General features: G+C 73.5%; 20 protein-coding genes and 2 pseudogenes. 12 read left to right on the top strand and 10 right to left on the bottom strand.

The window, feature by feature from the left end; genetic code table 11:
• The first annotated feature begins 107 nt into the window (after positions 1-107).
• Positions 108-2,957: a DEAD/DEAH box helicase gene (locus M4D82_RS07425; RefSeq protein ID WP_249765273.1), complete on the top strand. Its 2,850-nt coding sequence runs from the start codon at positions 108-110 to the stop codon at positions 2,955-2,957.
• A gap of 90 nt (positions 2,958-3,047) precedes the next feature.
• Positions 3,048-3,776, top strand: a complete 729-nt coding sequence (locus tag M4D82_RS07420) for a TetR/AcrR family transcriptional regulator (RefSeq protein WP_249765272.1) — start codon at positions 3,048-3,050, stop codon at positions 3,774-3,776.
• Here the strand turns inward: M4D82_RS07420 and M4D82_RS07415 are convergent.
• From M4D82_RS07415 to M4D82_RS07400, 4 genes and pseudogenes are all read right to left on the bottom strand, one after another.
• On the bottom strand, positions 3,715-4,689 hold the full coding sequence (locus tag M4D82_RS07415) for a pseudouridine synthase (protein ID WP_249771548.1): 975 nt from the start codon (positions 4,687-4,689) through the stop codon (positions 3,715-3,717). The genes M4D82_RS07420 and M4D82_RS07415 overlap by 62 nt on opposite strands.
• A gap of 360 nt (positions 4,690-5,049) precedes the next feature.
• Positions 5,050-5,919 (bottom strand): annotated as a pseudogene (locus M4D82_RS07410) (serine hydrolase domain-containing protein); the annotation flags it as partial.
• 327 nt (positions 5,920-6,246) lie between these two features.
• Positions 6,247-7,092, bottom strand: a complete 846-nt coding sequence (locus M4D82_RS07405; protein WP_283844452.1) for a siderophore-interacting protein — start codon at positions 7,090-7,092, stop codon at positions 6,247-6,249.
• Positions 7,093-7,140: 48 nt separating this feature from the next.
• Positions 7,141-8,046, bottom strand: a complete 906-nt coding sequence (locus M4D82_RS07400) for a 5'-3' exonuclease (RefSeq protein ID WP_249771544.1) — start codon at positions 8,044-8,046, stop codon at positions 7,141-7,143.
• A 490-nt stretch (positions 8,047-8,536) separates the two neighbouring features.
• Between M4D82_RS07400 and M4D82_RS07395 the strand changes: the two genes are divergently transcribed.
• Positions 8,537-9,085 carry a helix-turn-helix domain-containing protein gene (locus M4D82_RS07395; RefSeq protein ID WP_249771542.1) on the top strand — a complete coding sequence of 183 codons (549 nt, stop codon included), beginning with the start codon at positions 8,537-8,539 and terminating at the stop codon, positions 9,083-9,085.
• A 4-nt stretch (positions 9,086-9,089) separates the two neighbouring features.
• A complete protein-coding gene (locus M4D82_RS07390) occupies positions 9,090-9,809 on the top strand; it encodes a helical backbone metal receptor (protein ID WP_249765271.1) in 720 nt (239 codons plus the stop codon).
• Positions 9,810-9,837: 28 nt separating this feature from the next.
• Here the strand turns inward: M4D82_RS07390 and M4D82_RS07385 are convergent, their stop codons facing one another.
• Positions 9,838-10,965, bottom strand: a complete 1,128-nt coding sequence (locus tag M4D82_RS07385; protein WP_249765270.1) for a TDT family transporter — start codon at positions 10,963-10,965, stop codon at positions 9,838-9,840.
• 70 nt (positions 10,966-11,035) lie between these two features.
• Between M4D82_RS07385 and M4D82_RS07380 the strand changes: the two genes are divergently transcribed.
• Both M4D82_RS07380 and M4D82_RS07375 read left to right on the top strand, forming a co-directional pair.
• The gene (locus M4D82_RS07380) at positions 11,036-11,986 is read left to right on the top strand and encodes a LysR family transcriptional regulator (protein WP_249765269.1); all 951 of its coding nucleotides are present in this window, start codon (positions 11,036-11,038) and stop codon (positions 11,984-11,986) included.
• 130 nt (positions 11,987-12,116) lie between these two features.
• Positions 12,117-12,461, top strand: a complete 345-nt coding sequence (locus M4D82_RS07375; RefSeq protein WP_249765268.1) for a peptidase inhibitor family I36 protein — start codon at positions 12,117-12,119, stop codon at positions 12,459-12,461.
• Positions 12,462-12,507: 46 nt separating this feature from the next.
• On the opposite strand, the gene M4D82_RS07370 is transcribed toward M4D82_RS07375, so the two are convergent.
• The 3 genes from M4D82_RS07370 to M4D82_RS07360 all read right to left on the bottom strand — a co-directional run bounded on the left by M4D82_RS07370 (position 12,508) and on the right by M4D82_RS07360 (position 15,715).
• A complete protein-coding gene (locus M4D82_RS07370) occupies positions 12,508-13,245 on the bottom strand; it encodes a gamma-glutamyl-gamma-aminobutyrate hydrolase family protein (protein WP_249765267.1) in 738 nt (245 codons plus the stop codon).
• A gap of 89 nt (positions 13,246-13,334) precedes the next feature.
• Complete coding sequence (eat, locus tag M4D82_RS07365; RefSeq protein WP_249765266.1) at positions 13,335-14,813, bottom strand: ethanolamine permease; 1,479 nt, start codon at positions 14,811-14,813, stop codon at positions 13,335-13,337.
• A 155-nt stretch (positions 14,814-14,968) separates the two neighbouring features.
• On the bottom strand, positions 14,969-15,715 hold the full coding sequence (locus M4D82_RS07360; protein ID WP_249765265.1) for a FadR/GntR family transcriptional regulator: 747 nt from the start codon (positions 15,713-15,715) through the stop codon (positions 14,969-14,971).
• A 77-nt stretch (positions 15,716-15,792) separates the two neighbouring features.
• Here M4D82_RS07360 and M4D82_RS07355 point away from each other — a divergent pair, with 77 nt between their 5' ends.
• From M4D82_RS07355 to M4D82_RS07345, 3 genes are read left to right on the top strand one after another with little or no spacing between them, the layout of a single operon-like run.
• Entirely contained in the window at positions 15,793-17,163 is a 1,371-nt protein-coding gene (locus M4D82_RS07355; RefSeq protein ID WP_249765264.1) for a glutamine synthetase family protein, read from the top strand.
• 52 nt (positions 17,164-17,215) lie between these two features.
• Positions 17,216-18,595, top strand: a complete 1,380-nt coding sequence (locus M4D82_RS07350; protein WP_249765263.1) for an aldehyde dehydrogenase family protein — start codon at positions 17,216-17,218, stop codon at positions 18,593-18,595.
• Positions 18,596-18,601: 6 nt separating this feature from the next.
• On the top strand, positions 18,602-19,393 hold the full coding sequence (locus M4D82_RS07345; protein ID WP_249765262.1) for a 3-oxoacyl-ACP reductase: 792 nt from the start codon (positions 18,602-18,604) through the stop codon (positions 19,391-19,393).
• Positions 19,394-19,396: 3 nt separating this feature from the next.
• Here M4D82_RS07345 and M4D82_RS07340 read toward each other — a convergent pair whose 3' ends face one another.
• Positions 19,397-20,590, bottom strand: a complete 1,194-nt coding sequence (locus M4D82_RS07340) for an amino acid deaminase/aldolase (RefSeq protein WP_249765261.1) — start codon at positions 20,588-20,590, stop codon at positions 19,397-19,399.
• 230 nt (positions 20,591-20,820) lie between these two features.
• On the opposite strand from M4D82_RS07340, the gene M4D82_RS07335 reads away from it, so the two are divergent.
• The 3 genes and pseudogenes from M4D82_RS07335 to M4D82_RS07325 all read left to right on the top strand — a co-directional run bounded on the left by M4D82_RS07335 (position 20,821) and on the right by M4D82_RS07325 (position 23,466).
• On the top strand, positions 20,821-21,540 hold the full coding sequence (locus tag M4D82_RS07335; protein ID WP_249765260.1) for a hypothetical protein: 720 nt from the start codon (positions 20,821-20,823) through the stop codon (positions 21,538-21,540).
• A pseudogene (gene mycP / locus M4D82_RS07330) lies at positions 21,537-22,723 on the top strand (type VII secretion-associated serine protease mycosin). Before M4D82_RS07335 ends, mycP begins: the two are co-directional and overlap by 4 nt.
• Positions 22,724-22,725: 2 nt before the next feature.
• Positions 22,726-23,466: an SseB family protein gene (locus tag M4D82_RS07325; RefSeq protein WP_249765259.1), complete on the top strand. Its 741-nt coding sequence runs from the start codon at positions 22,726-22,728 to the stop codon at positions 23,464-23,466.
• Between the two features lie 114 nt (positions 23,467-23,580).
• Here M4D82_RS07325 and M4D82_RS07320 read toward each other — a convergent pair whose 3' ends face one another.
• Complete coding sequence (locus M4D82_RS07320; protein WP_249765258.1) at positions 23,581-23,961, bottom strand: DUF1844 domain-containing protein; 381 nt, start codon at positions 23,959-23,961, stop codon at positions 23,581-23,583.
• Positions 23,962-24,083 lie beyond the last annotated feature (122 nt).

The following is a 24,083-nucleotide window of genomic DNA, read 5'->3' as shown; positions in this document are numbered from 1 at the left end:
CCCGAGTACGCCCCCGGCGCGCTCGGGCCGGGTCGTTCCCGCGCGCGGGACGATCGTTTAAATGACCGCGACTGTTGTCACAGGCGGCGGGTAGGCTCGACAGCAAGATGACCGAAGAACTCTCACCCGCCGAGCGGTACGCCGCTGCCCGGATCCGCGCCGCCGAAGAGGCCACCGCCCTGGCCCCCTTCCGCGAGATGTACGAATTCGATCTGGACCCGTACCAGATCGAGGCCTGCAAGGCACTGGAGGCCGGCAAGGGCGTCCTGGTGGCCGCCCCGACCGGCTCGGGCAAGACCATCGTCGGCGAGTTCGCCGTCCACCTCGCCCTCCAGCAGGGCCGCAAGTGCTTCTACACGACACCCATCAAGGCCCTGTCGAACCAGAAGTACGCGGACCTCGTCAAGCGCTACGGCGCCGCCCGCGTGGGCCTGCTGACCGGCGACAACAGCGTCAACGGCGACGCCCCCGTGGTCGTGATGACCACCGAGGTCCTGCGCAACATGCTCTACGCCGGCTCCCAGGTCCTCGGCGGCCTCGGCTACGTGGTCATGGACGAGGTGCACTACCTCTCCGACCGCTTCCGCGGCGCCGTCTGGGAGGAAGTGATCATCCACCTCCCCGAGTCGGTCACCCTCGTATCGCTGTCCGCGACCGTCTCCAACGCCGAGGAGTTCGGCGACTGGCTCGACACCGTGCGCGGCGACACCGAGGTGATCGTCTCCGAGGAGCGGCCCGTACCGCTGTGGCAGCACGTCATGGCCGGCCGGAGGATCTACGACCTCTTCGAGGAGGAGTCCGACCACGGAGGCCGCGGCTCCGGCCGCCGCGAGGTCAACCCCGACCTGCTGCGGATGGCCCGCGAGGAGAACAGCCGCACCTACAGCCCCAAGGACCGGCGGCGCGGCAAGATGGTCCGCGAGGCCGACCGCGAGCGCGAACGCCGCTCCCGCAACCGTATCTGGACCCCCGGCCGCCCCGAGGTCATCGCCCGCCTCGACGGCGACGACCTGCTCCCGGCCATCAACTTCATCTTCAGCCGGGCCGGCTGCGAGGCCGCCGTCCAGCAGTGCCTGTACGCGGGTCTGCGGCTCAACGACGACACCGCCCGCCTGAGGGTCCGTGAGATCGTCGAGGAGCGCACCGCCTCCATCCCCGCCGAGGACCTGCACGTCCTCGGCTACTACGAATGGCTCGAAGGCCTGGAGCGGGGCATCGCCGCCCACCACGCGGGCATGCTGCCGACCTTCAAGGAGGTCGTGGAGGAGCTGTTCGTCCGCGGCCTCGTCAAGGCCGTCTTCGCCACCGAGACCCTCGCGCTGGGCATCAACATGCCCGCCCGCACGGTCATCCTGGAGAAGCTCGTCAAGTGGAACGGCGAGCAGCACGCCGACATCACCCCCGGCGAGTACACGCAGCTCACCGGCCGGGCCGGGCGGCGCGGCATCGACGTCGAGGGCCACGCGGTGGTGCTGTGGCAGCGGGGCATGGACCCGGTGCAGCTCGCCGGGCTCGCGGGTACCCGTACGTATCCGCTGCGCTCCAGCTTCAAGCCCTCGTACAACATGGCCGTCAACCTGGTCTCGCAGTTCGGGCGGCACCGCTCGCGCGAACTCCTGGAGACCTCCTTCGCGCAGTTCCAGGCCGACCGCTCCGTCGTCGGCATCTCCAAGCAGGTCCAGCGCAACGAGGAGGGCCTCGAAGGCTACCGGGAGGGCATGACCTGCCACCTCGGCGACTTCGAGGAGTACGCGCGGCTGCGCCGCGAACTCAAGGACCGCGAGAACGACCTGGCCAAGCAGGGCGCCGCCCAGCGCCGGGCGCAGGCCGCCACCGCGCTGGAGCGGCTCAAGCCGGGCGACGTCATCCACGTACCGACGGGCAAGTTCGCCGGTCTCGCGCTGGTCCTGGACCCGGGCGTGCCGGCCGGGCGCGTCCACGGCCGCGGACAGGAGTACCACGAGGGACCGCGCCCGCTGGTGCTCACCGCCGAGCGGCAGGTCAAGCGGCTCGCCGCGATCGACTTCCCGGTCCCCGTCGAGGCCCTCGACCGGATGCGGATCCCGAAGACGTTCAACGCGCGCTCGCCGCAGTCCCGCCGGGACCTGGCGACCGCGCTGCGCAACAAGGCCGGGCACCTCGTCCCCGAGCGGCACCGCCCCGGCCGGGCCGCCGCGGCCGACGACCGCGAGATCACCCGCCTGCGTACGGCGCTGCGCGCGCACCCCTGCCACGGCTGCGACGAACGCGAGGACCACGCCCGCTGGGCGGAGCGCTACCACCGGCTCAGGCGCGACACGCAGCAGTTGGAGCGGCGCATCGAGGGCCGGACGAACACCATCGCCCGCACCTTCGACCGGATCCACGCCCTGCTCACCGAGCTGGACTACCTGCGCGAGGACGAGGTCACCGTGCACGGCAAGCGGCTCGCCCGCCTCTACGGCGAGCTGGACCTGCTGGCGTCGGAGTGCCTGCGCGAGGGCGTCTGGGAGGGGCTGAACCCCGCCGAACTGGCCGCCTGCGTCTCGGCGTTGGTCTTCGAGGCCCGTCAGTCCGACGACGCGGTGCCGCCGAAGGTGCCGGGCGGTGCGGCGAAGGCGGCGCTGGGCGAGATGGTCCGGATCTGGGGCCGGCTCGACGCGCTGGAGGAGGAGTACCGCATCAACCAGGCCGAGGGCGTGGGGCAGCGCGAACCCGACCTCGGCTTCGCGTGGGCGGCGTACCAGTGGGCCTCGGACAAGAGCCTCGACGAGGTGCTGCGCGAGGCGGAGATGCCGGCCGGTGACTTCGTGCGCTGGTGCAAGCAGGTCATCGACGTCCTCGGGCAGATCGCCGCGGCGGCGCCCGTGAACACCGCTCCGGCGTCCTCGGGGAGCGGGAGCACGGTGGCGCGCAACGCGCGCAAGGCCGTCGACGCCCTGTTGCGGGGTGTAGTGGCCTACAGCTCGCTCGGATAGCCGGTTTTGGGGCTTCCTCTGAGACAGGGCATGGCCGGATCTCATCTCTTGCCATGATCCTTCCGCCGCGTCCTGTGCGACGATCGGCTTATGAGTGGGGGAACGGACGAAGGACCGAGACGGGTCGGTCGGCCACGCGCCGATCTGAGGGCGCCGACCGGCCGGCCGCCGCGCGAGGAACTCCTGTGCGCGGCGGCCGAGCTGTTCACGGCGCGGGGATACGCGGCCACCACCACACGGGCGGTGGCCGAACGGGCCGGGATGCGCCAGGCCACGATGTACCACTACTTCGCCGGCAAGGAGGAACTCCTCGCCGAGCTGCTGGAGTCGACGGTCGCGCCCTCGCTGGCCCTCGCGCGCCGGCTCCTGGCCGACACCGCACGGCCGGCCGCGCTGCGGCTGTGGGAGCTGTGCCGTTCGGACGTGCTCCTGCTGTGCGGGGGCCCGTACAACCTGGGCGCTCTCTACCTGTTGCCCGAGTTGCTGGGGGCGCGGTTCGGGCGGTTCCACCGGATGCGGGAGGAACTGCGCGACAGCTACCGGGCGTTGCTGCGCGCCACCGACATAGGCGACGAACTGGCCGGGGACAGGTCCGCCCTGTCGCTCCGCAACGACCTGGTCTTCGGCCTGATCGAGGGCGTCATGCTCGTCCGCCGCTCCGACCCGGCCCGCCCGGTGGCCGCCTTCGCCGAGGCCGCCGCCGACGCGGCGCTGCGCGTCGCGGGCCTCGCGGGGGGCCGGCCCAAGGGCGGTCCGCCTAACAGGCCGGCGGGGGGCCCGCCTCCCAGCCCGCGGGGTCGTCCCAGGCCTGGAGGGTGAGCCCCGACTCCAGGCGGTGTGCCCGGCCCGTGACCGGATCGGTGAAGGACAGGGTCTTGGCCAGCAGCTGGAGGGGGCGGCGGAAGTCCGTCGGAGCGGTCTCGACGGCGACGACCGGGTAGACCGGGTCGCCGAGGATGGGCAGCCCCAGGCCGCTCATGTGGACCCGCAGCTGGTGGGTGCGGCCGGTGTGCGGGGTCAGCCGGTAGCGGCCGAGGCCGGCGCGGGTCTCGGCGAGTTCGACCAGGCTCTCGGAGTTGGGCTCGGCGTCCGGGTGCTCGATCACCGCGATCAGCCCGCGCACCTTCTCGATGTTGCTGCGGACCAGCCGCGGCAGCTCCACGGTCGCGTCGTACGGGGCGAGGGCCTCGTACTCCTTGTGGACCCGACGCTCCTGGAACAGCAGCTGGTAGGCGCCCCGGTCCTCGGGGCGGATGCTGAACATCACCAGTCCGGCCGTCATCCGGTCCAGCCGGTGCGCCGGGCTGAGGGTGGGCAGGTCCAGCTCCTCGCGCAGCCGGGCCAGGGCGGTCTGGGTGACGTGGCTGCCGCGCGGGGTGGTCGCCAGGAAGTGCGGCTTGTCCACCACCAGCAGGTGCCGGTCCCGGTGTACGACGCGGATCGGGAACGGAACCACCGGCTCGGGCGGCATGTCCCGGTGGAACCAGAGCCAGCCGCCCGGCTCGTACGGGTCCTCCGGGCGCAGCACCCGACCGCCGACGCCGAGCACCCGGCCCGCCGCGAGCAGCCGCGCCATCGCCTCGGCGCCGCGCGTGCCGGCGTAGCGCTCGGTCAGGTACGCGCCGAGCACCGGCCACCTGCCCTCGGGGTCGGGGGGCAGGCGCATGCGGACCGGGTCGATGCCGGACTGCTGCGGCAGGGGCGCGGGCGGGATGTGGGATCTGCGGCTCATCGGGGTCAAGGGTAGGCGGCCGCCGCCGGGGCCCCTTTCGGGCGGGCCTAGGGGGTGTCTTTCGGATCGGGCCGGATCCGGGAGCGGTGGTCGGTGCCGGCCACCGCGAGCCCGGCCTGATCCGAAGACACCCCCTAGTTCCGGGTCAAGGTGCCCAGGTGGTTCGCGTCCAGGTACTCGACGCGGACCGTGCCGTCGGAGAACGTGACCCCGGTGCGCCCGACGGCGTTCTCGCCGACCGGTCTCGAAGCTGAAGGTGTCGCCGTCGTAGAAGTCGAGGGCGACGGCGTCGGCGAGGCCGGCGGGGGCGGCGTTGGTGAGGACGACGATGCCGAGCCGCTCCGAGGGGAGCATCGTGACGTTGGAGTTGGCGCCGAGCTCGAAGGCCCCGGAGTGGCTCAGGCGCAGCCGGCCGGCGTCGGCGTAGGAGACGTTCCAGCCGAGGCCGTAGAACTGCGGGGTGCCCTGGGGGTCCGGGCCTGGGCGACGATCTCGGGCAGGCGGGTGCGCGCGAGGGTGTCGGCGGGGACGATCCGCTTCCCGTCGAGGGCGCCGTCGGCGAGCTGGAGGCGCAGCCGGCGGGGGCTGGGCGTCGGCGTCGCGGACGAAGCGGGGGCTCCAGACGGGGGCGCCGGCGGCGGTGCGGGCGGCGGTCCTCACGTGGCCGAAGGCTCGCTCGGGGGAGTTGGCGTACGCGGAGAACTCGGTGCTGGTGCGGGTCATCCCGGCGGGCTTGAAGAGGGTGTCCGCGCTGAGTTTCTGCCAGCTGGTGCCGTGGGAGCGGGCGATGGCCTCGGCGGCTGCGGTGAGCCCGAAGTCGGTGTAGGCGTAGCTCGCACGGAAGGGGGTCAGGGGCTCCAGGCGGAGGTGGTCGAGGATGTACGCCTGATCGTGGCCGAGGTCCTCCAGGAGGTCGCCGGCGTGGTCGGGCAGGCCGCCGCGGTGGGAGAACAGGTCGGCGGTGGAGACGTGTTCCGTGACCCACGGGTCCTTCAGGGCGAAGCCGGGCAGGGTGGTGCCGAGGGGCTTGTCCCCGGCGGCGGGAGTGGCCAGGGCGCCGGCGACGACGGTGGAGGAGACCGGTTTGGAGAGGGAGGCCAGCTGGAAGACGGTGTCGGCGCCGACCGGGGCGCTCTCGCCGACCTTGTGCAGGCCGTAGCCCTTGAGGAAGACGACCTTGTCCCCGTACACGACGGTCACCGCGACGCCCGGGACGCCGGTGCGGCGCATGGCGGCGGTGACGGTGGCGTCGAGGCGGGCGAGGGCGCTGTCGACCTCGGCGACGGTGACGCGCGGGGCGGGCGCGGGCGGTGGCGTGGGGGCGGCGGCCCGCGCGGTGGGGCGTGTCGGCCCGCGCGCCGGTCGCGGCCGTGACTCCCGCCGTCGCGGGAGGAACGCGGCCCCGAACCGTCCGGCTGCGCGGAGCGTACGCATGGGGTCATTGTCGCGCCGGGGCGGCGACGCCCGTCGGCGGCCGGGGCGCGGCGCGCGGGAGGTGGCGGTGCGGTGGCGGCTGCGGGGCGGGGCCGCCTCGGCTCCGCCCGGTCACCGGCTCCTTCAGGCCGCGGCGGGGGTGCGCAGTTCCTGCTCGGCTTCGACGGTGGCGTTCCAGTCGCGCTTGATCGCGCGCCAGCCCTCGTCGGTCTCGCCCTGACGCCAGTAGCCCGAGATGGACAGGCGCTCGCGGGCGACGCCACGGTCCAGGCGCAGGTGGCGGCGGAGTTCCTTCACGAAGCCGGCCTCGCCGTGGACGAACGCCTGTACGTCGGCGGACGGGAACACCATCGTGGTGACGGCCTCCAGCAGGGCGGAGCCCACCGGGCGCCCGGCCCGGTGCAGCCACACCGGCGCGATGCCGTCCGGGGTGGTGACGGGCTGCTCGTCGGCCGGGCCCTCGACCTCCACGAAGGCCCGTACGTTCGCGCCGTGCGGCATCCGCTCCATGGCCGCCGCGATGGCCGGGAGCGCGCTCTCGTCGCCGACGAGGAGGTGCCAGCCGGCCAGCGGGTCCGGGGCGTAGGCGCCGCCGGGGCCGAGGAATCGTACGGGCTCGCCCGGCTGGACGCGGGCCGCCCACGGGCCGGCCAGGCCCTCGTCGCCGTGGACGACGAAGTCCAGGGTCAGTTCGCGTCGGGTCGCATCCCAGGCGCGGACCGTGTACGCGCGCTGGCGCGGCCACTCCTCGCGGGGGTGGGCCGCTCGGATCGCGTCGAGGTCCCAGGGTTCGGCGTACCGCACGCCCTCGGGCGCGAACAGGAGTTTGACGTAGTGGTCGGTGTACACGCCCGCGCCGAAGCCGGCCAGCCCGTCACCGCCCAGCACGATGCGGACCATGTGCGGCGTGAGCCGCTCGGTACGTACGACGACGGCGGTGCCGACAGTGCGGGCGCGTCCTTCTGCCACGGCGTCTCCCCTGAACTTACGAAGCTTAGGATTACCTAAGTTAGCACTTCATGGGCGCAGCGCGCTGCTCAGACGTGACACCGCTCCTCCCAAACCCCACTGATGGGCGAGCACGTCGACCACTTCGGGATACCTCGGGGCGCGCGGGAGCGTGGGATCGAAGGCCGGGAGCGGCACGTCGTCGGCCACTCGGACGACCTTGGGGGCCACCGCCAGGTAGGGGCGGGATTCGTCGAGCCGCTTGCGCTGAGTGGGGGTCAGCTTCGCCTTCGGGTCGTCGATCGCCGCGATGATCCCCGCGAGGCTGCCGAAGGTGTCCAGGAGCTTGGCCGCCGTCTTCTCCCCGATACCGGGAACGCCCGGCAGGCCGTCGCTCGGGTCGCCGCGCAGCAGCGCCAGGTCCGCGTACCCGGGGCCGTCGACCCCGTACTTCTCGCGCAGCCATGCCTCGTCCGTCACCTGGAGGCTGCCCACGCCCTTGAGCGGGTAGAGGACGCGGCGCTGCCGGGCGTCGTCCACCAGCTGGAAGAGGTCCCGGTCGCCCGTGACGATGTCCACCGGCCCGGTCGCGCGGGCCGTGAGGGTGCCGATCACGTCGTCCGCCTCGTAGCCGGCGACCCCGACGCGGGCGATCCCGAACGCGTCCAACGCCGCCTCGATGACCGGCACCTGGGGGGTCAGGGTGTCCGGGGTCTCCTCGACGTCGGGCCCGACCTCGCTCTCCACGGCGACCCGGTGCGCCTTGTAGGAGGGGATCAGCTCCACGCGCCAGTGCGGGCGCCAGTCGGCGTCCATGCAGGCCACCAGGTCGTCGGGGTGGTGGTCCTGGACGAGCCGTCCGATGAAGTCGAGCAGTCCGCGCACGGCGTTGACGGGCGTGCCGTCGGGGGCCTTCACGGAGTCCGGCACGCCGAAGTAGGCGCGGAAGTAGAGGGAGGCGGTGTCCAGGAGCATCAGGCGTCGTGTCGTCACGGGTCGATGATGCCGCACGGGTCCGACGGCGGTCCGGAGCGCCGATACCGCCGGATCCGGCCACGATGCCCGGTTCGACCACCCAGGCGGGCTCACCGTGAGTGACGCGTCGGGCGAGCGGGTCCGGAGCGGCGGCGCGGAGGGAGGCTCGGAGGCGAGATCGCTGGTCAGGCCGGACGGGGACGGGCCGATCGGGGTCGGGGGCGAGGTCCTCCCGCCGGTTCCCGGCGATCGCCGGACGCACACACCGTGACGGGCCGGCCACGGAAACCTACCGAGGTGTCGTCGGGTACGGCCTTGAGCGCGAATCCGGAGGCGGATGCTGCGTAAGGTGCTTTAGAGCACATCGACGTGCACGAGGACAGGGGAGGGCAGCCCCGCAATGAACGAGAAGGAAACCGGTCACATCGCTGACAACGCCGACGACGGCGCCGGCGGAGACAAGGAGAAGGACTCCAAGGAGCCGCTGCGCGTGGGCGTCGCCGTACGCAAGCGGCGCCGCGCCCTCCACCTGACCCTGGCCGCGGTGTCGGCGCGCAGTGGCCTGTCCGTTCCCTTCCTGAGCCAGATAGAGAACGAACGGGCCCGCCCCAGCATGCGTTCCCTGGAGCGGGTCGCCGACGCCCTGGAGACCACCGCCGTCGACCTGCTGGCCGCCTCCGACACCGCGCGCACCGTCGACCTCGTCCGCGCCGGCGACGACTCCGGCCTCACGCCGATGAAGGGCGTACGCCCCCTCGTGCGCGGCCACCACCAACTGCACGCGCTGGAATTCAGCGGGGACCAGGACGCCGGCCGCGAGTACCAGCACCGCAACGACGAGCTGATGTACGTGGTCTCCGGCGCCTGCCAGGTGGAGGCGGAAGGACGCGCCTACCGGCTGGAGAGCGGGGACGCGCTGTTCCTCTCCGGCGGGGTGCGCCACCGCTGGAGGGCCGTCAGCGAGGACACCCGGCTGCTGGTCGTGGCCGTCGGCGAGCACATCCACGCCACCTCCGAGCCGCCCGCGCCGGGCCGCTGAGCCGGTGCGCGTCGTCTCGCTCGTCCCGTCCCTGACGGAGGCCGTCGCGGTGTCCGCGCCCGGACTGCTGGTCGGGGTGACCGGCTGGTGCACGCACCCGGCCGACCTCGGGGACGCGGTACGGATCGGCGGTACCAAGAACCCCGACGTACGGGCCATCGTGGAGCTGCGGCCCGATCTGGTCATCGCCAACGAGGAGGAGAACCGGGCCCCCGACCTGGCCGCGCTGCGCGCCGCCGGGGTGCAGGTGCTCGTCACCGAGGTCCGGGACCTGGCGCAGGCGTGGGCCGAGCTGGACCGGGTGCTGGTGGGGGCGCTGGGGCTGCGCCGGCCGGCGTGGTTGGCCAGGGCGGAGGCGGCCTGGGCGGCGGTGGCGGCGTCCGAGCCCCCGGTGGACGCCTTCGTGCCGGTGTGGCGGCGGCCGTGGATGGTCCTGGGCCGCGACACCTTCGCGGGGGACCTGCTCGCGCGACTCGGCGTACGCAACGTCTTCGCGGGCCACCCGGAGCGGTACCCGAAGGTGGCGGCGGCGGAGCTCGCGGCGAGCGGCTGCCCCCTGGTGGTGCTCCCGGACGAGCCGTACCGCTTCACCGCGCAGGACGGCCCGGAGGCCTTTCCGGGCATCCGGGCCGCGCTGGTGAGCGGTCGCCACCTGACCTGGTACGGGCCCTCGCTGGAGGAGGCGCCGCAGGTGCTGGCGGCGGCGCTGGCGCAGGCGCTCTGAGCGGTGCTTGGCGGTGCTTGGCGGTGCTTCAGCGGGGCGCGGCGAGCAGGCGGCCGGTGAACAGGCCGCGCAGGGTGTGGCCGGCGGCGAGCACCCAGGCGGTGACCAGGGCCAGGAAGAGCGCCGCGGCCAGCCACGAGAAGGCGGTGAGCCCGGTGTGCCGGGCCAGGCCGGTGGCGCCGGTGACGCAGGTGCCGACGGGGAAGGTCAGGGCCCACCAGGTCATCGCGAAGCCCATCCCGGCGCGGGCGGCCCGTACGAGCATCGCGGCGGCCAGGGCCAGCCACAGCAGGGCGAAGCCGAGCACGGGGACCCCGTAGACCACCGCGAAGGCGCCGAGGGCGCCGGCGTAGGGGGCCGCGATGGCGTCGGGGGCGACGTCGGCGAGCTGGTTCACGGCGGTGGTCGACTGGCCGAGGGGGCCCAGCACCAGGAACAGGGCGGGGGTCAGCGCCAGGGGCAGGGGACCGCTGACGATCAGCCGGCCGAAGATCAGGGGCAGCATCAGCAGCGTGGCGAGCAGGCTGATGCCGAACATCGCGTAGCAGGCCAGCAGCATGGCCTCGCGGGGCTGACCGGCGGGCAGGTGGGGGACGAGCAGGGGGCCCAGGGCGGCGGAGACCATGGGCGCGACGACGGGCAGCAGCCAGACGGGCGTGGCCTGGGAGGCCTCGACCTTGTGGCGGACCACCATCAGGTAGGGCACCACGACCGCCATGAGCAGACCGATGGCGGTGCCGGCGGTGAAGAGGACGGCGTCGATCGCCACGGCCGCGCCCTCGCCGACGAGGTCCTTGCCCACGATCAGGGTGCCGCCGCCGACGGCCAGCAGGGCCATCGAGAGGCAGCCGTAGAAGGGCGCCACGGCGGGGTCGAGCAGATGGGCACGGGCCTGGTCACGGTGGTGAAGCCAGTGCCCGGCACGGGCGGTCAGGAGCACGGCGAGGGCCACGGCGGACAGCGCCCAGACGATCTGGCAGGCCACGCGCTGTCCGGGGAGCTGGTACGGGAGGCCGGCGCCGGCGTTGGCGATGATGGCCGTGCCCATGACGGACGCGTACCAGTTGGGGCCGAGGTGGCGCAGCGCGGGGGCCTTGTGGGTCCGGGCCGCGGGTCGGGCGGGGGTGGTGCGGGGGTGCACGAGGGTGGTGACCATGGGTTCAGCCTCGCGCGGGGCCACCCGGGGCGGCAGGGATCAACTTCCTATGAGGCCATAAACTGATGTTATGGGTAATGAGGAGTGGGTTCCGCTGGCGCACCGCGTGCCGGACCTGGGCGCGCTGGAACTGCTGCTCGCGGTGGCGCGGGTGGGCAGCCTGAGCGGGGCGGCGCGCCGGCTGGGCATCACGCAGCCCGCCGCGAGCAGCCGGATCCGGGCGATGGAGGCCCGGCTCGGGGTGGCCCTGGTGGACCGCTCGCCGCGCGGCTCGACGCTCACGGCGGAGGGCGCGCTCGTCACGGACTGGGCCCGACGGGTGGTCGAGGCGGCCGAGGCCTTCGACGCCGGGGCGCAGGCGCTACGGGGCCGGCGCGACTCGCGGCTGCGGGTGGCGGCCAGCATGACCATCGCGGAGTACCTGCTGCCCGGCTGGTTGATCGCCCTGCGCGGGGACCGGCCGGGCACGGCGGTGTCCCTGCACGCGGGGAACTCGGCGGACGTCGCCCAGCGGGTGCTCGCCCACGAGGCGGACCTCGGCTTCGTGGAGGGGCTGTCGGTGCCCGACGGCCTGGACTCGGCGGTCATCGCGCAGGACCGCCTGGTGGTGGCCGTGGCCCCCTCGCACCCCTGGGCGCGGCGCACGCGGGGCGTGGAGGCGGCGGAGCTGGCGGCGACCCCGCTGATCCTGCGCGAGCGCGGGTCGGGCACCCGGCAGGTGCTGGACGCCGCGCTGGCCGACGCCGGGGGACTGGCGGAACCGCTGCTGGAGCTGGCGTCGACCACCGCCGTCAAGGGGGCGGCGGTGAGCGGGGCCGGCCCGTGCGTCCTGTCGGAGCTCGCGCTCGGGGACGAACTGGCGGCCCGCCGCCTGGTGGGGGTGCCGGTGGTCGCCGCCGCCCTCGACCGCGCCCTGCGGGCGGTGTGGCCCACGGGCTCCCGCCCGGCGGGCCCGGCCCGCGACCTGCTGTCCCTGACGCGGGGGCGGGCCCAGGGGGTGTCCGGCGCGGCCCGGCCCTGATTCGCCGGACACCCCCTGGGGGCCGTCCGGGTGAGGAGGGATCGATTCGGCGGGGGCCGGGCGGTGACGGGCGGGTGGCCCGTCGGAAAGGTGGCTCCCGTATCGCTTCTTCTCCGAAGGGGATTCCCTGATGCTTCTTCGCCGCGCCGCCGTCGCCGCTTTCGGCGCCTTCACGCTCCTGCTGGCCGTTCCGTCCTCCGCCTCGGCCGCGGTGGGGGAGTTCCAGTACACCTTCGTCACCCCGGACGGCACCCCGCAGCGGGCGGTGCTGAACGACCCGGTGAGCGGTGAGTGCATCACGCTGCCCGAGGCGGCCGACCCCGGCGCCGACCCCGCCCACTCCCCGCGCAACCGGACCACCTCGACGGCGACGGTGTTCGTCGAACCGGACTGCTCGGGCGACTGGTTCACGCTGCGGCCGCTCACGGGCCGCGGCTCCGAGCGGCTGAAGCTCCGGTCGGTCGTCTTCAGCTGATCCGGGCGGGGCGGGGCGTGGCTCGGCCACGCCCCGCCACCACACGTCAGGAAACCGACACCGACACCGGCATCGGCCTCGCCATCGGCACGGCCCGGCGGTCGCCGGCCGCCTCGACGAAGGAGGCCATGACCCGGGTGTCCTTGTCCCGCTCCGGATGCCACTGAACGCCCAGGACCCAGCGCGAACGGTCGGGGATCTCGATCGCCTCCACCGTTCCGTCGACCGCGTACGCCGAGACGACCAGCTCCCGCCCCAGGCGGTCGACGGCCTGGTGGTGGTACGTCGGCACCTCCGCGTCCTCCGGGACCAGCTCCGCGTACCGGGTGCCGGGGACGGGGCTGACGGGGTGCCAGGAGGTGACCCCGGGGGTGTGGACGTGGCCGTCGATGTGCTGGATCAGGGTGCCGCCCAGCGCCACGTTCAGCGCCTGCATGCCCCGGCAGATGCCCAGCAGCGGGGTGTCCGCCTCCAGGGCCGCCCCGATCAGCGCGAGTTCCCACGTGTCGCGCACGGTCGCCGGCGCGCCCGTGCGGGGGTCGCGCGGGGCCCCGTAGTGGATCGGGTCCACGTCCGGGCCGCCCGCGACGACCAGGCCGTCCACCCGGCTCAACACCTCCGCCGCCCGCTCCGGTTCGTCCGGCGGCAGCAGCACGGCCGCGCCGCCCGCCGCCTGGACGAGCTCGTAGTACCCGGTGGGCACGAGGGACGTGGGGTGGTCCCACACCCCGTAGCGGGTGGATTCCTCCACATAGGTGGTGATGCCGATGAGCGGCCTGTGCACGGTGATGCCTCCAGGGTGGTTCCGGACGGTGGAGATCGGGAGACGGGAGAGCGGGAGACGGGAGATCGGGAGATTACGGGGCAAGGATTTCAGTCCCGGGTCAACTCCGCCTCGGCTTCCGCCAGCGCCGCGAACTCCTCCTCGGGCGCCGAGGCCACGAGGTGGTGCCGACTGTAGAGCGCGAAATAGGCGAGGGCGACGACGTACACGGCCAGTGCGATGAACGCCGCGTCACGATCCACCAGGAAGGTGGCGACCAGGGCCGAAAGGGCGAGGACGAAGGCGACGGAGGAGGTCAGCACCCCGCCCGGCGTGCGGTACGGCCGCTCCAGGCCGGGCTCGCGACGGCGCAGCACGATGTGGGAGAGGGCCATCAGCGCGTACGAGATCGTCGCGCCGAAGACGGCGATGTTCAGCATCCGGGCGCCGTCCCCGGTGGCCGCCGCGAGGGCGAAACCGATCCCGCCGGGAATCACCAGACCGAGGTACGGGGCCTTGCGCTTCGAGGTGAGTGACAGGAAGCGCGGCAGGTAGCCGGCGCGGGAGAGGGCGAAGAGCTGGCGCGAGCCCGCGTAGATGAGGGAGAAGAAGGAGGCGACGAGCCCGGCCAGGCCCGCGTAGTTGACGAAGCGGCTGAGCGCGGTCGGCCCGCCGTCCCCCTCCAGCGCGACGACCAGCGGGTTGCCGGCGCTCTTGACGGCGTCGGCGCCCTGCGCTCCGGTGGCGGCGAAGAACGTGATCAGGGCGAGCAGCGCGAGGACGCCCATGGAGATGGCGAGCGCCTTCGGCATGGAGCGGACCGGGTCCTTGGCCTCCTCGGCGGCCAGCGGTACGCCCTCCACGCCGAGGAAGAACCACATGCCGAACGGGAAGGCCGCCCAGATGCCGAGGATTCCGAAGGGCAGCCAGGAGTTCGCGCCGAAGGCGCTCGTGTCCACCGCGATGTCGTCGAGCGCGCCCGCGTCGAACTCGGTGAAGGCGCCGATCGCGAAGATCAGCAGCGCGGCCACCGCCACGGCGGTGACGACCAGGCTGAAGCGCAGGGCCTCGCCCACGCCCCACAGGTGGACGCCGATGAACAGGACGAAGCAGCCGAGGTAGACGGGCCATCCGGAGGTCAGTCCGAACAGGCCCAGGGATTCGACGTAGTCGCCGATGAAGATGACGATGGCCGCCGGGGCGAGGATGTACTCGATGAGGATGGCGGTGCCGGTCAGGAAGCCGCCCCAGGGGCCGAGCGCGCGGCGGGCGAAACCGTAACCGCCGCCGGCCGTGGGCAGGATGGTGGACAGCTCGGCCAGGGAGAAGACCAGGCAGGCGTACATCGTGCCCATGAGCACGGTGGCGATGGCCAGGCCGCCGAAGCCGCCCTTGTTCAGGCCCACGTTCCAGCCGGAGAAGTCCCCGGAGACGACGTAGGCGACCCCGAGGCCGGTCAGCAGCAGCCAGCCGGCGCTGCCCCGGCGCAGGGTGCGGCGCTCCAGATAGGCCGCGTCCGGGTCCTTGGCGGAGCCGGAGCCGGAGCCGGGCCCGGACGGTGTGGATACGGGTGCGATGTCGTCGGCCATGTGCGCTCCTGCCTAGGGCAATGCAATGGTTGTGAGGCGTACCTTTGCGTCATGGGTGCGGAGCGCGCAAGGCCCTTGCGTTAAAGACCGGTTACGAAACGGGCGTGGCGGGCGTGGCGCGTGAGGCCCGGGGTGTTGGCGACGGCGCCCGGCGTTCACGCCAGGAAGCCGCGCAGCAGGGCCGCCGTGCCGCAGCAGTGCTCCCGCATCACCCGCCGGGCGGCCTCCGCGTCCCGCTCCAGTACGGCCTCGACGAGCGCGCTGTGCTGCTGCTGCGAGTGCTCCAGGTTGCGCACCAGCAGCGGGATGCAGTCCAGCAGGTCGTTCACGGTCGCCCGGACGGCCGCGTACTGGGCCGTCAGGCTGGCGGAGCCCGCGAGTTCGCACAGGGTGAGGTGGAAGAGGGTGTCCTGGCGGCGGTACTCGGACAGCGGGGCGTCGTGCGTGGCCGTCAGCGCCCGCAGCAGCCGCTCCACGTCCTCCTCGCCGAGCCCCTGCGAGGCGCACAGCCCGGCCGCCCCCACCTCCAGGACCTCGCGGAACCGCAGGACGTCCTCGATGTCCACGCCCGCCACGCGCCGGCGCAGCTCCTCCTCGGCGCCGCCGGCCGGGGTGTCCGGACGGGCCAGCACGAACGTTCCGCCGTACCGGCCGCGCCGGGCCTCGACCAGGCCCTGGTCCTGGAGCACCTTCAGCACCTCGCGCAGCGTGACCCGGCTGATGCCCATCCGCTCCGCCAACTCCCGCTCCGGTGGCAGTCGCTCCCCGCCCGGCACCAGACCGAGCCGGACCACCTGGAGGATCTGCTCCAGGGCCTCCTCGAAACCGTTGCCCGCCCGCACCTGTCGCAGGACGGGATTCAGCCGCGCGATCGCGCCACCCTCGCTCGTCGTGTCGGTCATCTTGGCCCCTCCCCTTCCCAAGTAATGGTTCTATTCAATACCTTAGGCGCACTCGGCTCACCGAAGGAGAGATTCCAGTGGTAGACCGCAAGCCCCCGCTCACGCCCGAGGAGCTCCGCGCCCTCGTCGCGAGCGGCGAGATCGACACCGTCGTCCTGGCCTTCCCCGACATGCAGGGTCGGCTCCAGGGCAAGCGGTTCGCCGCACCCTTCTTCCTCGACGAGGTCCTCGCCCACGGCACCGAGGGATGCAACTACCTCCTCGCCGTCGACACCGACATGAACACCGTCGACGGCTACGAGATGTCCTCCTGGGACCGGGGCTACGGCGACTTCGCCATGCACCCCGACCTCGCCACCCTGCGCCGCATCCCCTGGAACCCCGGCAGCGCCTTCGTCATGGCCGACCTCGCATGGAACGACGGCACCCCCGTCGTCGCCGCGCCCCGCCAGATCCTGCGCCGCCAGCTGGAACGCCTCGCCGAGCGCGGCTACACCGCCATGGTCGGCACCGAGCTGGAGTTCATGGTCTTCCAGGACACCTACGAACAGGCCTGGAACTCCCACTACCGCGGCCTGACCCCCGCCAACCAGTACAACATCGACTACTCCGTCCTCGGCACCGGCCGCGTCGAACCCCTCCTGCGCCGCATCCGCAACGAGATGCAGGCCGCCGGCCTGGTCGTCGAGTCCGCCAAGGGCGAGTGCAACCTCGGCCAGCACGAGATCGCCTTCCGCTATGACGAGGCGCTCACCACCTGCGACCAGCACGCCGTCTACAAGACGGGCGCCAAGGAGATCGCGTCCCAGGAAGGCGTCTCCCTCACCTTCATGGCCAAGTACGACGAGCGCGAGGGCAATTCCTGTCACATCCACCTCTCGCTGAACGACGCCGACGGACGCAACGCCATGGCCGGCGACGCCGACCAGGACCACGGGATGTCACCCGTGATGCGTCACTTCCTGGCCGGACAGCTGGCCGCGCTGCGCGACTTCTCCCTTCTCTACGCCCCGAACATCAACTCGTACAAGCGTTTCCGCCCGGGATCCTTCGCACCCACCGCCGTCGCCTGGGGCGTCGACAACCGCACCTGCGCCCTGCGCGTGGTCGGCCACGGCCGCTCCATGCGCTTCGAAAACCGCCTCCCCGGCGGCGACGTCAACCCCTACCTCGCCGTGTCCGGCCTGGTCGCGGCCGGTCTCTACGGCATCGAGAACCAGCTCGAACTACCCGACGCCTGCCCCGGCAACGCCTACACCGCCGACTTCGCGCACGTCCCCACCACCCTGCGCGAGGCCGCCGAATTGTGGGAGAACAGCGAGATCGCCAAGGCCGCCTTCGGCCCCGAGGTCGTCGCGCACTACCGCAACATGGCACGCGTCGAACTGGACGCCTACGACTCGGCCGTCACCGACTGGGAACTGCGCCGCTCCTTCGAACGCCTGTAACCCGGCCCGTAACCCCGCCCGTAACCCTCCCCCAATACCTGAGAGGCATCACGTGTCCGACGCGCCGGCCACCGCCGACCTGGCCGTACTCAACCCGGCCACCGAGGAACTCGTCGCCACCGTCCCGGCCGCCACACGGGACGACGTCGACGCCGCCGTCGCCAAGGCCGCCGCCGCCCAGCGCGGCTGGGCAGCGGCCGCCCCCGCCGACCGCGCACGGGCGCTCCGCCGCTTCGCGGCGGTCGTCGACGGACACATCGAGGAACTGGCCCTGCTGGAGGTCCGCGAAGCCGGCCACACCCTCGCCAACGCCCGCTGGGAAGCCGGCAACGTACGCGACCTCCTGGAGTTCGCCGCCGGGGGAGTGGAACGCCTCTCCGGCCGCCAGATCCCCGTCGCCGGCGGCATCGACGTCACCTTCCTCGAACCCCTCGGCGTCATCGGCGTGATCGCCCCATGGAACTTCCCCATGCCGATCGCCGCCTGGGGCCTGGCCCCCGCCCTCGCCGCGGGCAACGCCGTCATCCTCAAACCCGCCGAGACGACCCCGCTCACGGCCCTGCGCCTCGCCGAACTCGCCCTCGAAGCCGGGATCCCCGAGCACCTCTTCCAGGTGCTCCCCGGCCACGGAGCCGTCACCGGCGACGCCCTGGTCGAGCACCCCGGAGTCGCCAAGATCGTCTTCACCGGCTCCACCCGCGTCGGCAAGCAGATCATGGCCAAGTGCGCCGACCGCGTGAAGCGCGTCACCCTGGAACTGGGCGGCAAGAGCCCCAACATCGTCTTCGCCGACGCCGACCTCGAAACCGCGGCCGCCGCCGCCCCCATGGCCTACCTCGACAACACCGGCCAGGACTGCTGCGCCCGCACCCGGATCCTCGTACAGCGCTCCGTCTACGACCGGTTCCTGGAACTCGTCGTCCCCGCCCTCGAAGCCGTCCGCGTCGGCGACCCGCTGGACGAGAAGACCCAGATGGGCCCCCTCATCTCCCGCACCCAACTGGAACGCGTCCGCGGCTACGTCACCGACGACCTCACCACGATCCGCGGCACCGCCCCCGAGGGACCCGGCTTCTGGTACCCGCCCACCCTCGTCACCGACGTCGCCCCCACCGCGCCCGTCGCCGCCGAGGAGGTCTTCGGACCCGTCGCCGTCGTCCTCCCCTTCGAGGACGAGGAGGACGCCGTACGCCTGGCCAACGCCACCGAGTACGGCCTCTCCGGCTCCCTGTGGACCCGCGACCTCGGCCGCGCCCTGCGCGTCTCGCGCGCCGTCGCCGCCGGCAACCTGTCCGTCAACTCCCACAGCAGCGTCCGCTACTGGACCCCCTTCGGCGGATACAAGCAGTCCGGGCTCGGCCGCGAGCTCGGACCCGACGCCCTCACCGCTTTCACCGAGACCAAGAACGTCTTCATCAGCACGGAGGCCTGAGCAACCATGACCACTTCCGACACCGACGTCGTCTGCCGCCGTCTCGTCGGCCGCACCGCCGTCATCACCGGAGCCGGCAGCGGCATCGGCCTCGCCGCCGCTCGCCGCCTCGCCTCCGAAGGCGCCAACGTCGTCTGCGCCGACATCGACCCCGCCGCCGGCAAGGCCGCGGCCGAAGAGGTCGGCGGCACCTTCGTCCAGGTCGACGTCACCGACAAGGAGCAGGTCGACGCCCTCTTCAAGACGGCCTACGACACCTACGGCTCGGTCGACATCGCCTTCAACAACGCGGGCATCTCGCCCCCGGACGACGACTCCATCCTCACCACCGAACTCGACGCCTGGCGCCGCGTCCAGGACGTCAACCTGACCTCCGTCTACCTGTGCTGCAAGGCCGCCCTGCCCTACATGCAGCGCCAGGGCCGCGGCTCCATCATCAACACGGCCTCCTTCGTCGCCATCATGGGCGCGGCCACCTCCCAGATCTCCTACACCGCCTCCAAGGGCGGCGTCCTCGCCATGTCCCGCGAACTCGGCGTCCAGTTCGCCCGCGAGGGCATCCGCGTCAACGCCCTGTGCCCGGGGCCCGTCAACACCCCGCTGCTGCGGGAACTGTTCGCCAAGGACCCCGAACGGGCAGCCCGCCGCCTCGTGCACATCCCGCTCGGCCGCTTCGCCGAACCCACCGAGATCGCCGCCGCCGTCGCCTTCCTCGCGAGCGACGACTCCTCCTTCATCAACGCCACCGACTTCCTGGTCGACGGCGGCATCTCCGGCGCGTACGTCACCCCGCTCTAGGGATCACAAGAAGGTGCGGCCCTCGCCCCGGTACGTCGGGGCGGTGGCCGTCACCCGGTCGCCCTCGACCAGGTGCAACACGTCGAAGCGCTCGCACAGTTCGCCCGCCTTCGCGTGCCGGAACCACACCCGGTCGCCGATCAGCAGATCGTCGGCCGGGCTGCCGAGCAGCGGGGTCTGCACCTCGCCCGCACCCTCCTGCGGGTCGTAGCGCAGCCCCGCCGGCAGGTACGGAACCGGCAGCCGGTCGGCGCCCGGCGCCCCGGACGCCGGATAACCCCCGCCCAGCACGGTCACCACCCCGACCCCGGGTCGGCGTACCACCGGCAGCGCGAACAGCGCGGCCGGACGCCCCCGAAACGACGTGTAGTTGTCGAACAGCCGCGGTACGTACAGCCCCGAACCGGCGGCGATCTCCGTCACCGCCTCCTCGGCGGCCGTCTGCGCCACGCTGCCCGTCCCGCCACCGTTGACGAACTCCAGGTCCGGCACGACCGCCCGCACCGCCCGGACCACCTCGGCCCGGCGCGCCGCGAGCTCCCTACGGGCCGCCGCCTGCATCAGCCGGATCGCCCGCGAGCGCAGCGGCCGGCCCGCGAGCGCGTCACCGACCCCGGCCACGTGCCCCTCGTAGCCCATCAGCCCCACCACCCGGAACCCGGGCCGCTCGGCCACCCGGCGGGCCAGCTCCGCCAGTTCGGCCGGCTCCCGCAGCGGGGAACGCCGCGCGCCCACCCGTACCCGCCCGCCCAGCAGCCGCAGCGCCGTGTCCAACTCCAGGCAGACCCGGATCTGCTCCGCGCCCCCGTCCCGGGACCGGTCGATCAGGTCCAGCTGCGCCGGATCGTCCACCATCACCGTGACGGCCGCCGCCAACTTCGCGTCGCTCGCCAACTCCCCGAACGCCCCCCGGTCCGCCGACGGATACGCCAGCAGCACGTCCTCGAAGCCCGACCGCGCCAACCACAGCGACTCGGCCAGCGTGTACGACATGACCCCGGCGAACCCCGGCCGGGCCAGCACCCGCTCCAGCAGCGCCCGACACCGTACGGACTTGCTGGCGACCCGGATCGGCTTCCCGCCCGCCCGGCGCACCAGATCGTCCGCGTTCGCGTCGAACGCGTCGAGATCCACGAGGGCCAAAGGAGCGTCCAGATGCGCGGTCGCCCGGTCGTACCGGGCCCGGTCGGAAGTCATGGGCGGCAGCTTGCCAGACCCCGCTACCGGTGGGTAGAGGCCACCCGCACCCGCCGGCCACCGGGCCGGACCGGGGCGACCCCACCGCGGGGCCCCGTAGAGTACGGGCAGGCAGCCGTACGGAAAGTGGGGGGCGCAGCCGCCGGATGACCACGTCGACACCAGGGGCCACGGTCCTGGGCGAACCCGGTCCGCCCCCGCCCCGGGCCCCGCGCCGCCATCCCATCCGGGTGGTCACGGCCACCCTCTCCGCCCTCCTCGGCAGCGCCCTCCTCGCCGGCGCCGCCACCACCGCCTGGAGCGAACACCGCGCCGCCCACCACCCCCTGCCCTCCGACGCCGCCTACCGCAAGGCCGCCTCGCTGTGGCGGTCGGCGCCCGTGGACACCCTCTTCCCGCCCGTCATCGAAGCCGAGCGCGGCGGCCCCGGCGGCGCCGACCGCACCTGGACCCGTACCGCCCTGGCCCCCGACGCCGACTGCCCCACCGGCCTCGCCGCCGACTGGCGGGCCGCCTTCGCCGCCACCGACTGCACCCGCGTCCTGCGCGCCACCTACACCGACGCCACCCGCAGCGGCCTCGTCACCGTCGGCCTCGTCTTCACCGCCGCCGACGCCGCCGCCATGGACGCCCTGCGCCCCCGCCTGACCGCCCCGCCCGCCTACGGGTACGCCGACCACAGCCGCGCCGCCTGGACCGCGACCGTCCTCACCGAGGCCCCCGTCGCCGTCTACGCCGTCTCCGCCTTCGCCGACGGCCGCGCCATGGACGCACCCGTCCCCGCCGAGGAGGCCACCCGCCAGGACGCCGGCGGGGTCGTCGCCGAAGCGGGCCTCGGCCACGCCGCCGAGGCCGTCGCCCAGCGCGTCGGCCGGGACCTCGCCGCCCTCGCGGCTCCGCCCGCCCCCACGGACAGACCCGTACCGGACGCCCCGGAGCCCCGCCGATGACCCGCACGACCGCCCGTACCGCCACCGGCCTCCTCGCCCTGACGGCGCTCCTCGCCGGCGCGAGCGCCCCCGCCGCCGCCGACACCATCCGCGACCGCCAGTGGGGCCTGCTCGCCCTGCGCGCCGAAGAGGCCTGGGGCACCACCCGGGGCGACGGGGTCACCGTTGCCGTCCTCGACACCGGCGTCGACGCGAGCCACCCCGACCTCGCCGGACAGGTCCTCGAAGGCACCGACCTCGTCGGCATGGGCGCCGGCCGCGGCGAACGCGCCTGGGCCCGCCACGGCACCGCCATGGCCGGCATCATCGCGGGCCACGGCCACGGCCCCGACCGCTCCCAGGGCGTCCTCGGGATCGCCCCGCAGGCCCGGATCCTGCCGGTCCGCGTGATCCTGGAGGAGGGCGACCCCGGCCGGGCCAAGGCCCGCGACAGCAAGTCCGGCGCCCTCGCCGAAGGCATCCGCTGGGCCGCCGACCACGGCGCCGACGTCATCAACCTCTCCCTGGGCGACGACAGCGACTCCGCCCACCACGAGGCCGCCGAGGACGAGGCCGTCCAATACGCCCTGAGCAAGGGCGCCGTCGTCGTCGCCTCCTCCGGCAACGGCGGCGAACGCGGCGACCACACCTCCTACCCCGCCGCCTACCCCGGCGTCATCGCCGTCGCGGCCGTCGACCGCAAGGGCCGCAAGGCACCCTTCTCCACCCGCCACTGGTACGCGACCGTCAGCGCGCCCGGCGTCGACGTCGTCATCGCCGACCCCGACCGCTCCTACTACGAGGGCTGGGGCACCAGCGCCGCCGCCGCCTTCGTCTCCGGCGCCGTCGCCCTCGTCAAGGCCGCCCACCCCGGCCTGTCCCCGGCGCAGATCAAGAAGCTGCTGGAGGACACCGCCACCGACGGCCCGGCCGGCGGCCGCGACGACGCCCGGGGCCACGGCACCGTCGACCCCGTCGCCGCCCTCCAGGCCGCCGAGGCGCTGCGCCCCGAGGCGCCGACGCCCGCCCCGTCCCCGCCGGCCGGCCGTACTTCGGGCAGGGCCCCGAACCGGTGCGCGCGGCCGGGGGGAAGGCCGATCGGCTGGGAGCCCCGGCGGCCGCCGTCGGGGGAGCGGCCCTGCTGGTGCTGGCCGGCGTACTGGCGCGGCGCCCGCGCGCCGCCCGGCGGGATAGGGTCGGGTAACTGTGGCGACCAAGAACATTCCCGATCCCGGTTTCTCCGACGACGACGGCACCGCCGATCCCCGGCTGAGCGCGGCCCTCGCCGCCTGGTCGGCGGACCGGTCGGCCGAACCGCGGGTGCTCGCGGCGCTGAAGGACGCGCGGCTGCTGGTGCCCGTCGTGGCGATGCTCGGCGAGGTCGAGACCGACCCGGAGACCGGCCTCAAGCGCGAGAAGACCAGCGACATGGCCGTGCCCACCCTCACGGCGGGCGACCGGCGGGCGCTGCCCGCGTTCACCTCGATCGCCTCGCTGGCCCTGTGGGACCCGGCGGCCCGCCCGGTCGCGGTCCCGCTGCACCAGGCCCTGGCCGCCGCCGCGCACGAGAAGGCCGACACGATCGTCCTCGACCTGGCCGGCCCCGTGCCCTACCAGCTGACCGGCCCCGCCCTGCTGGCCCTCGCGGAGGGCCGCACGGACGCCGACCCGCTGACCGCGCCGGCCGTACGGGAAGCCGTACGGGCCGCCGTGGCGGCCGAGCCGTCGGTCCTGCGGGCCCATCTGGTCCCGGGCGGCGCCGGCTCCGCCGGCACCCTCGCGGTGGTCCTGGCCGCCGACGCGGAGCCCGCCCCGGCGGCCCGCCGCGTGGCGGAGGCCCTCGCCGCCGACGAAACCCTCCGGGCCCGCCTCGTCCAAGGCCTGAACCTGGCCCTCCTCCCGGCGGACTCCCCGGCCCCGCCCGGTGACGCGCTCTTCACGCGGTGAGCCCGCAGCTCCGGCCGAGCGTCTCGACCGAAGCGTGCACGGGCTCCTGAGCCGAAGGGGCGCGACCTGTGAGTCAGGCTCCGAGCGCCCCGGAGGCGAAGGAGCCCCAAAAAATCAGGCGTAAACCGGGCCGGTGAACTTCTCACCCGGGCCCTGGCCCGGCTCGTCGGGGACCAGGGATGCCTCGCGGAAGGCGAGCTGGAGGGACTTCAGGCCGTCGCGCAGCGGGGCGGCGTGGAAGGAACTGATCTCGGTGGCGCTGGCGGTGACCAGGCCGGCGAGGGCGTTGATCAGCTTGCGGGCCTCGTCGAGGTCCTTGTGTTCGGAGTCCGGCTTGTCCAGGCCCAGGTTGACGGCCGCCGCGCTCAGCAGGTGGACGGCCACCGTGGTGATGACCTCCACGGCCGGCACGTCCGCGATGTCGCGGGTCATGTCGTCGTAGTCGGGGGCGGTGGCGGAGTCGAGAGCGGAATCGGAGGGCGTCGCGTCAGTCATGCTCCACACGATATGCCGTGCGGCGGCCTTGCATCGCGGGTGCTAGTATGTACTTCGACCGGCCGGACACTGTTGTGCCCGGCCCACAAGTGGAGGCTCCGTTCTCCCACCCGACCACCCTC

Source organism: Streptomyces sp. RerS4 (assembly GCF_023515955.1).
Lineage (GTDB): Bacteria > Actinomycetota > Actinomycetes > Streptomycetales > Streptomycetaceae > Streptomyces.
Note: the sequence above shows the minus strand (reverse complement) of the source record. Positions and strands in the feature narration are given on the sequence as shown.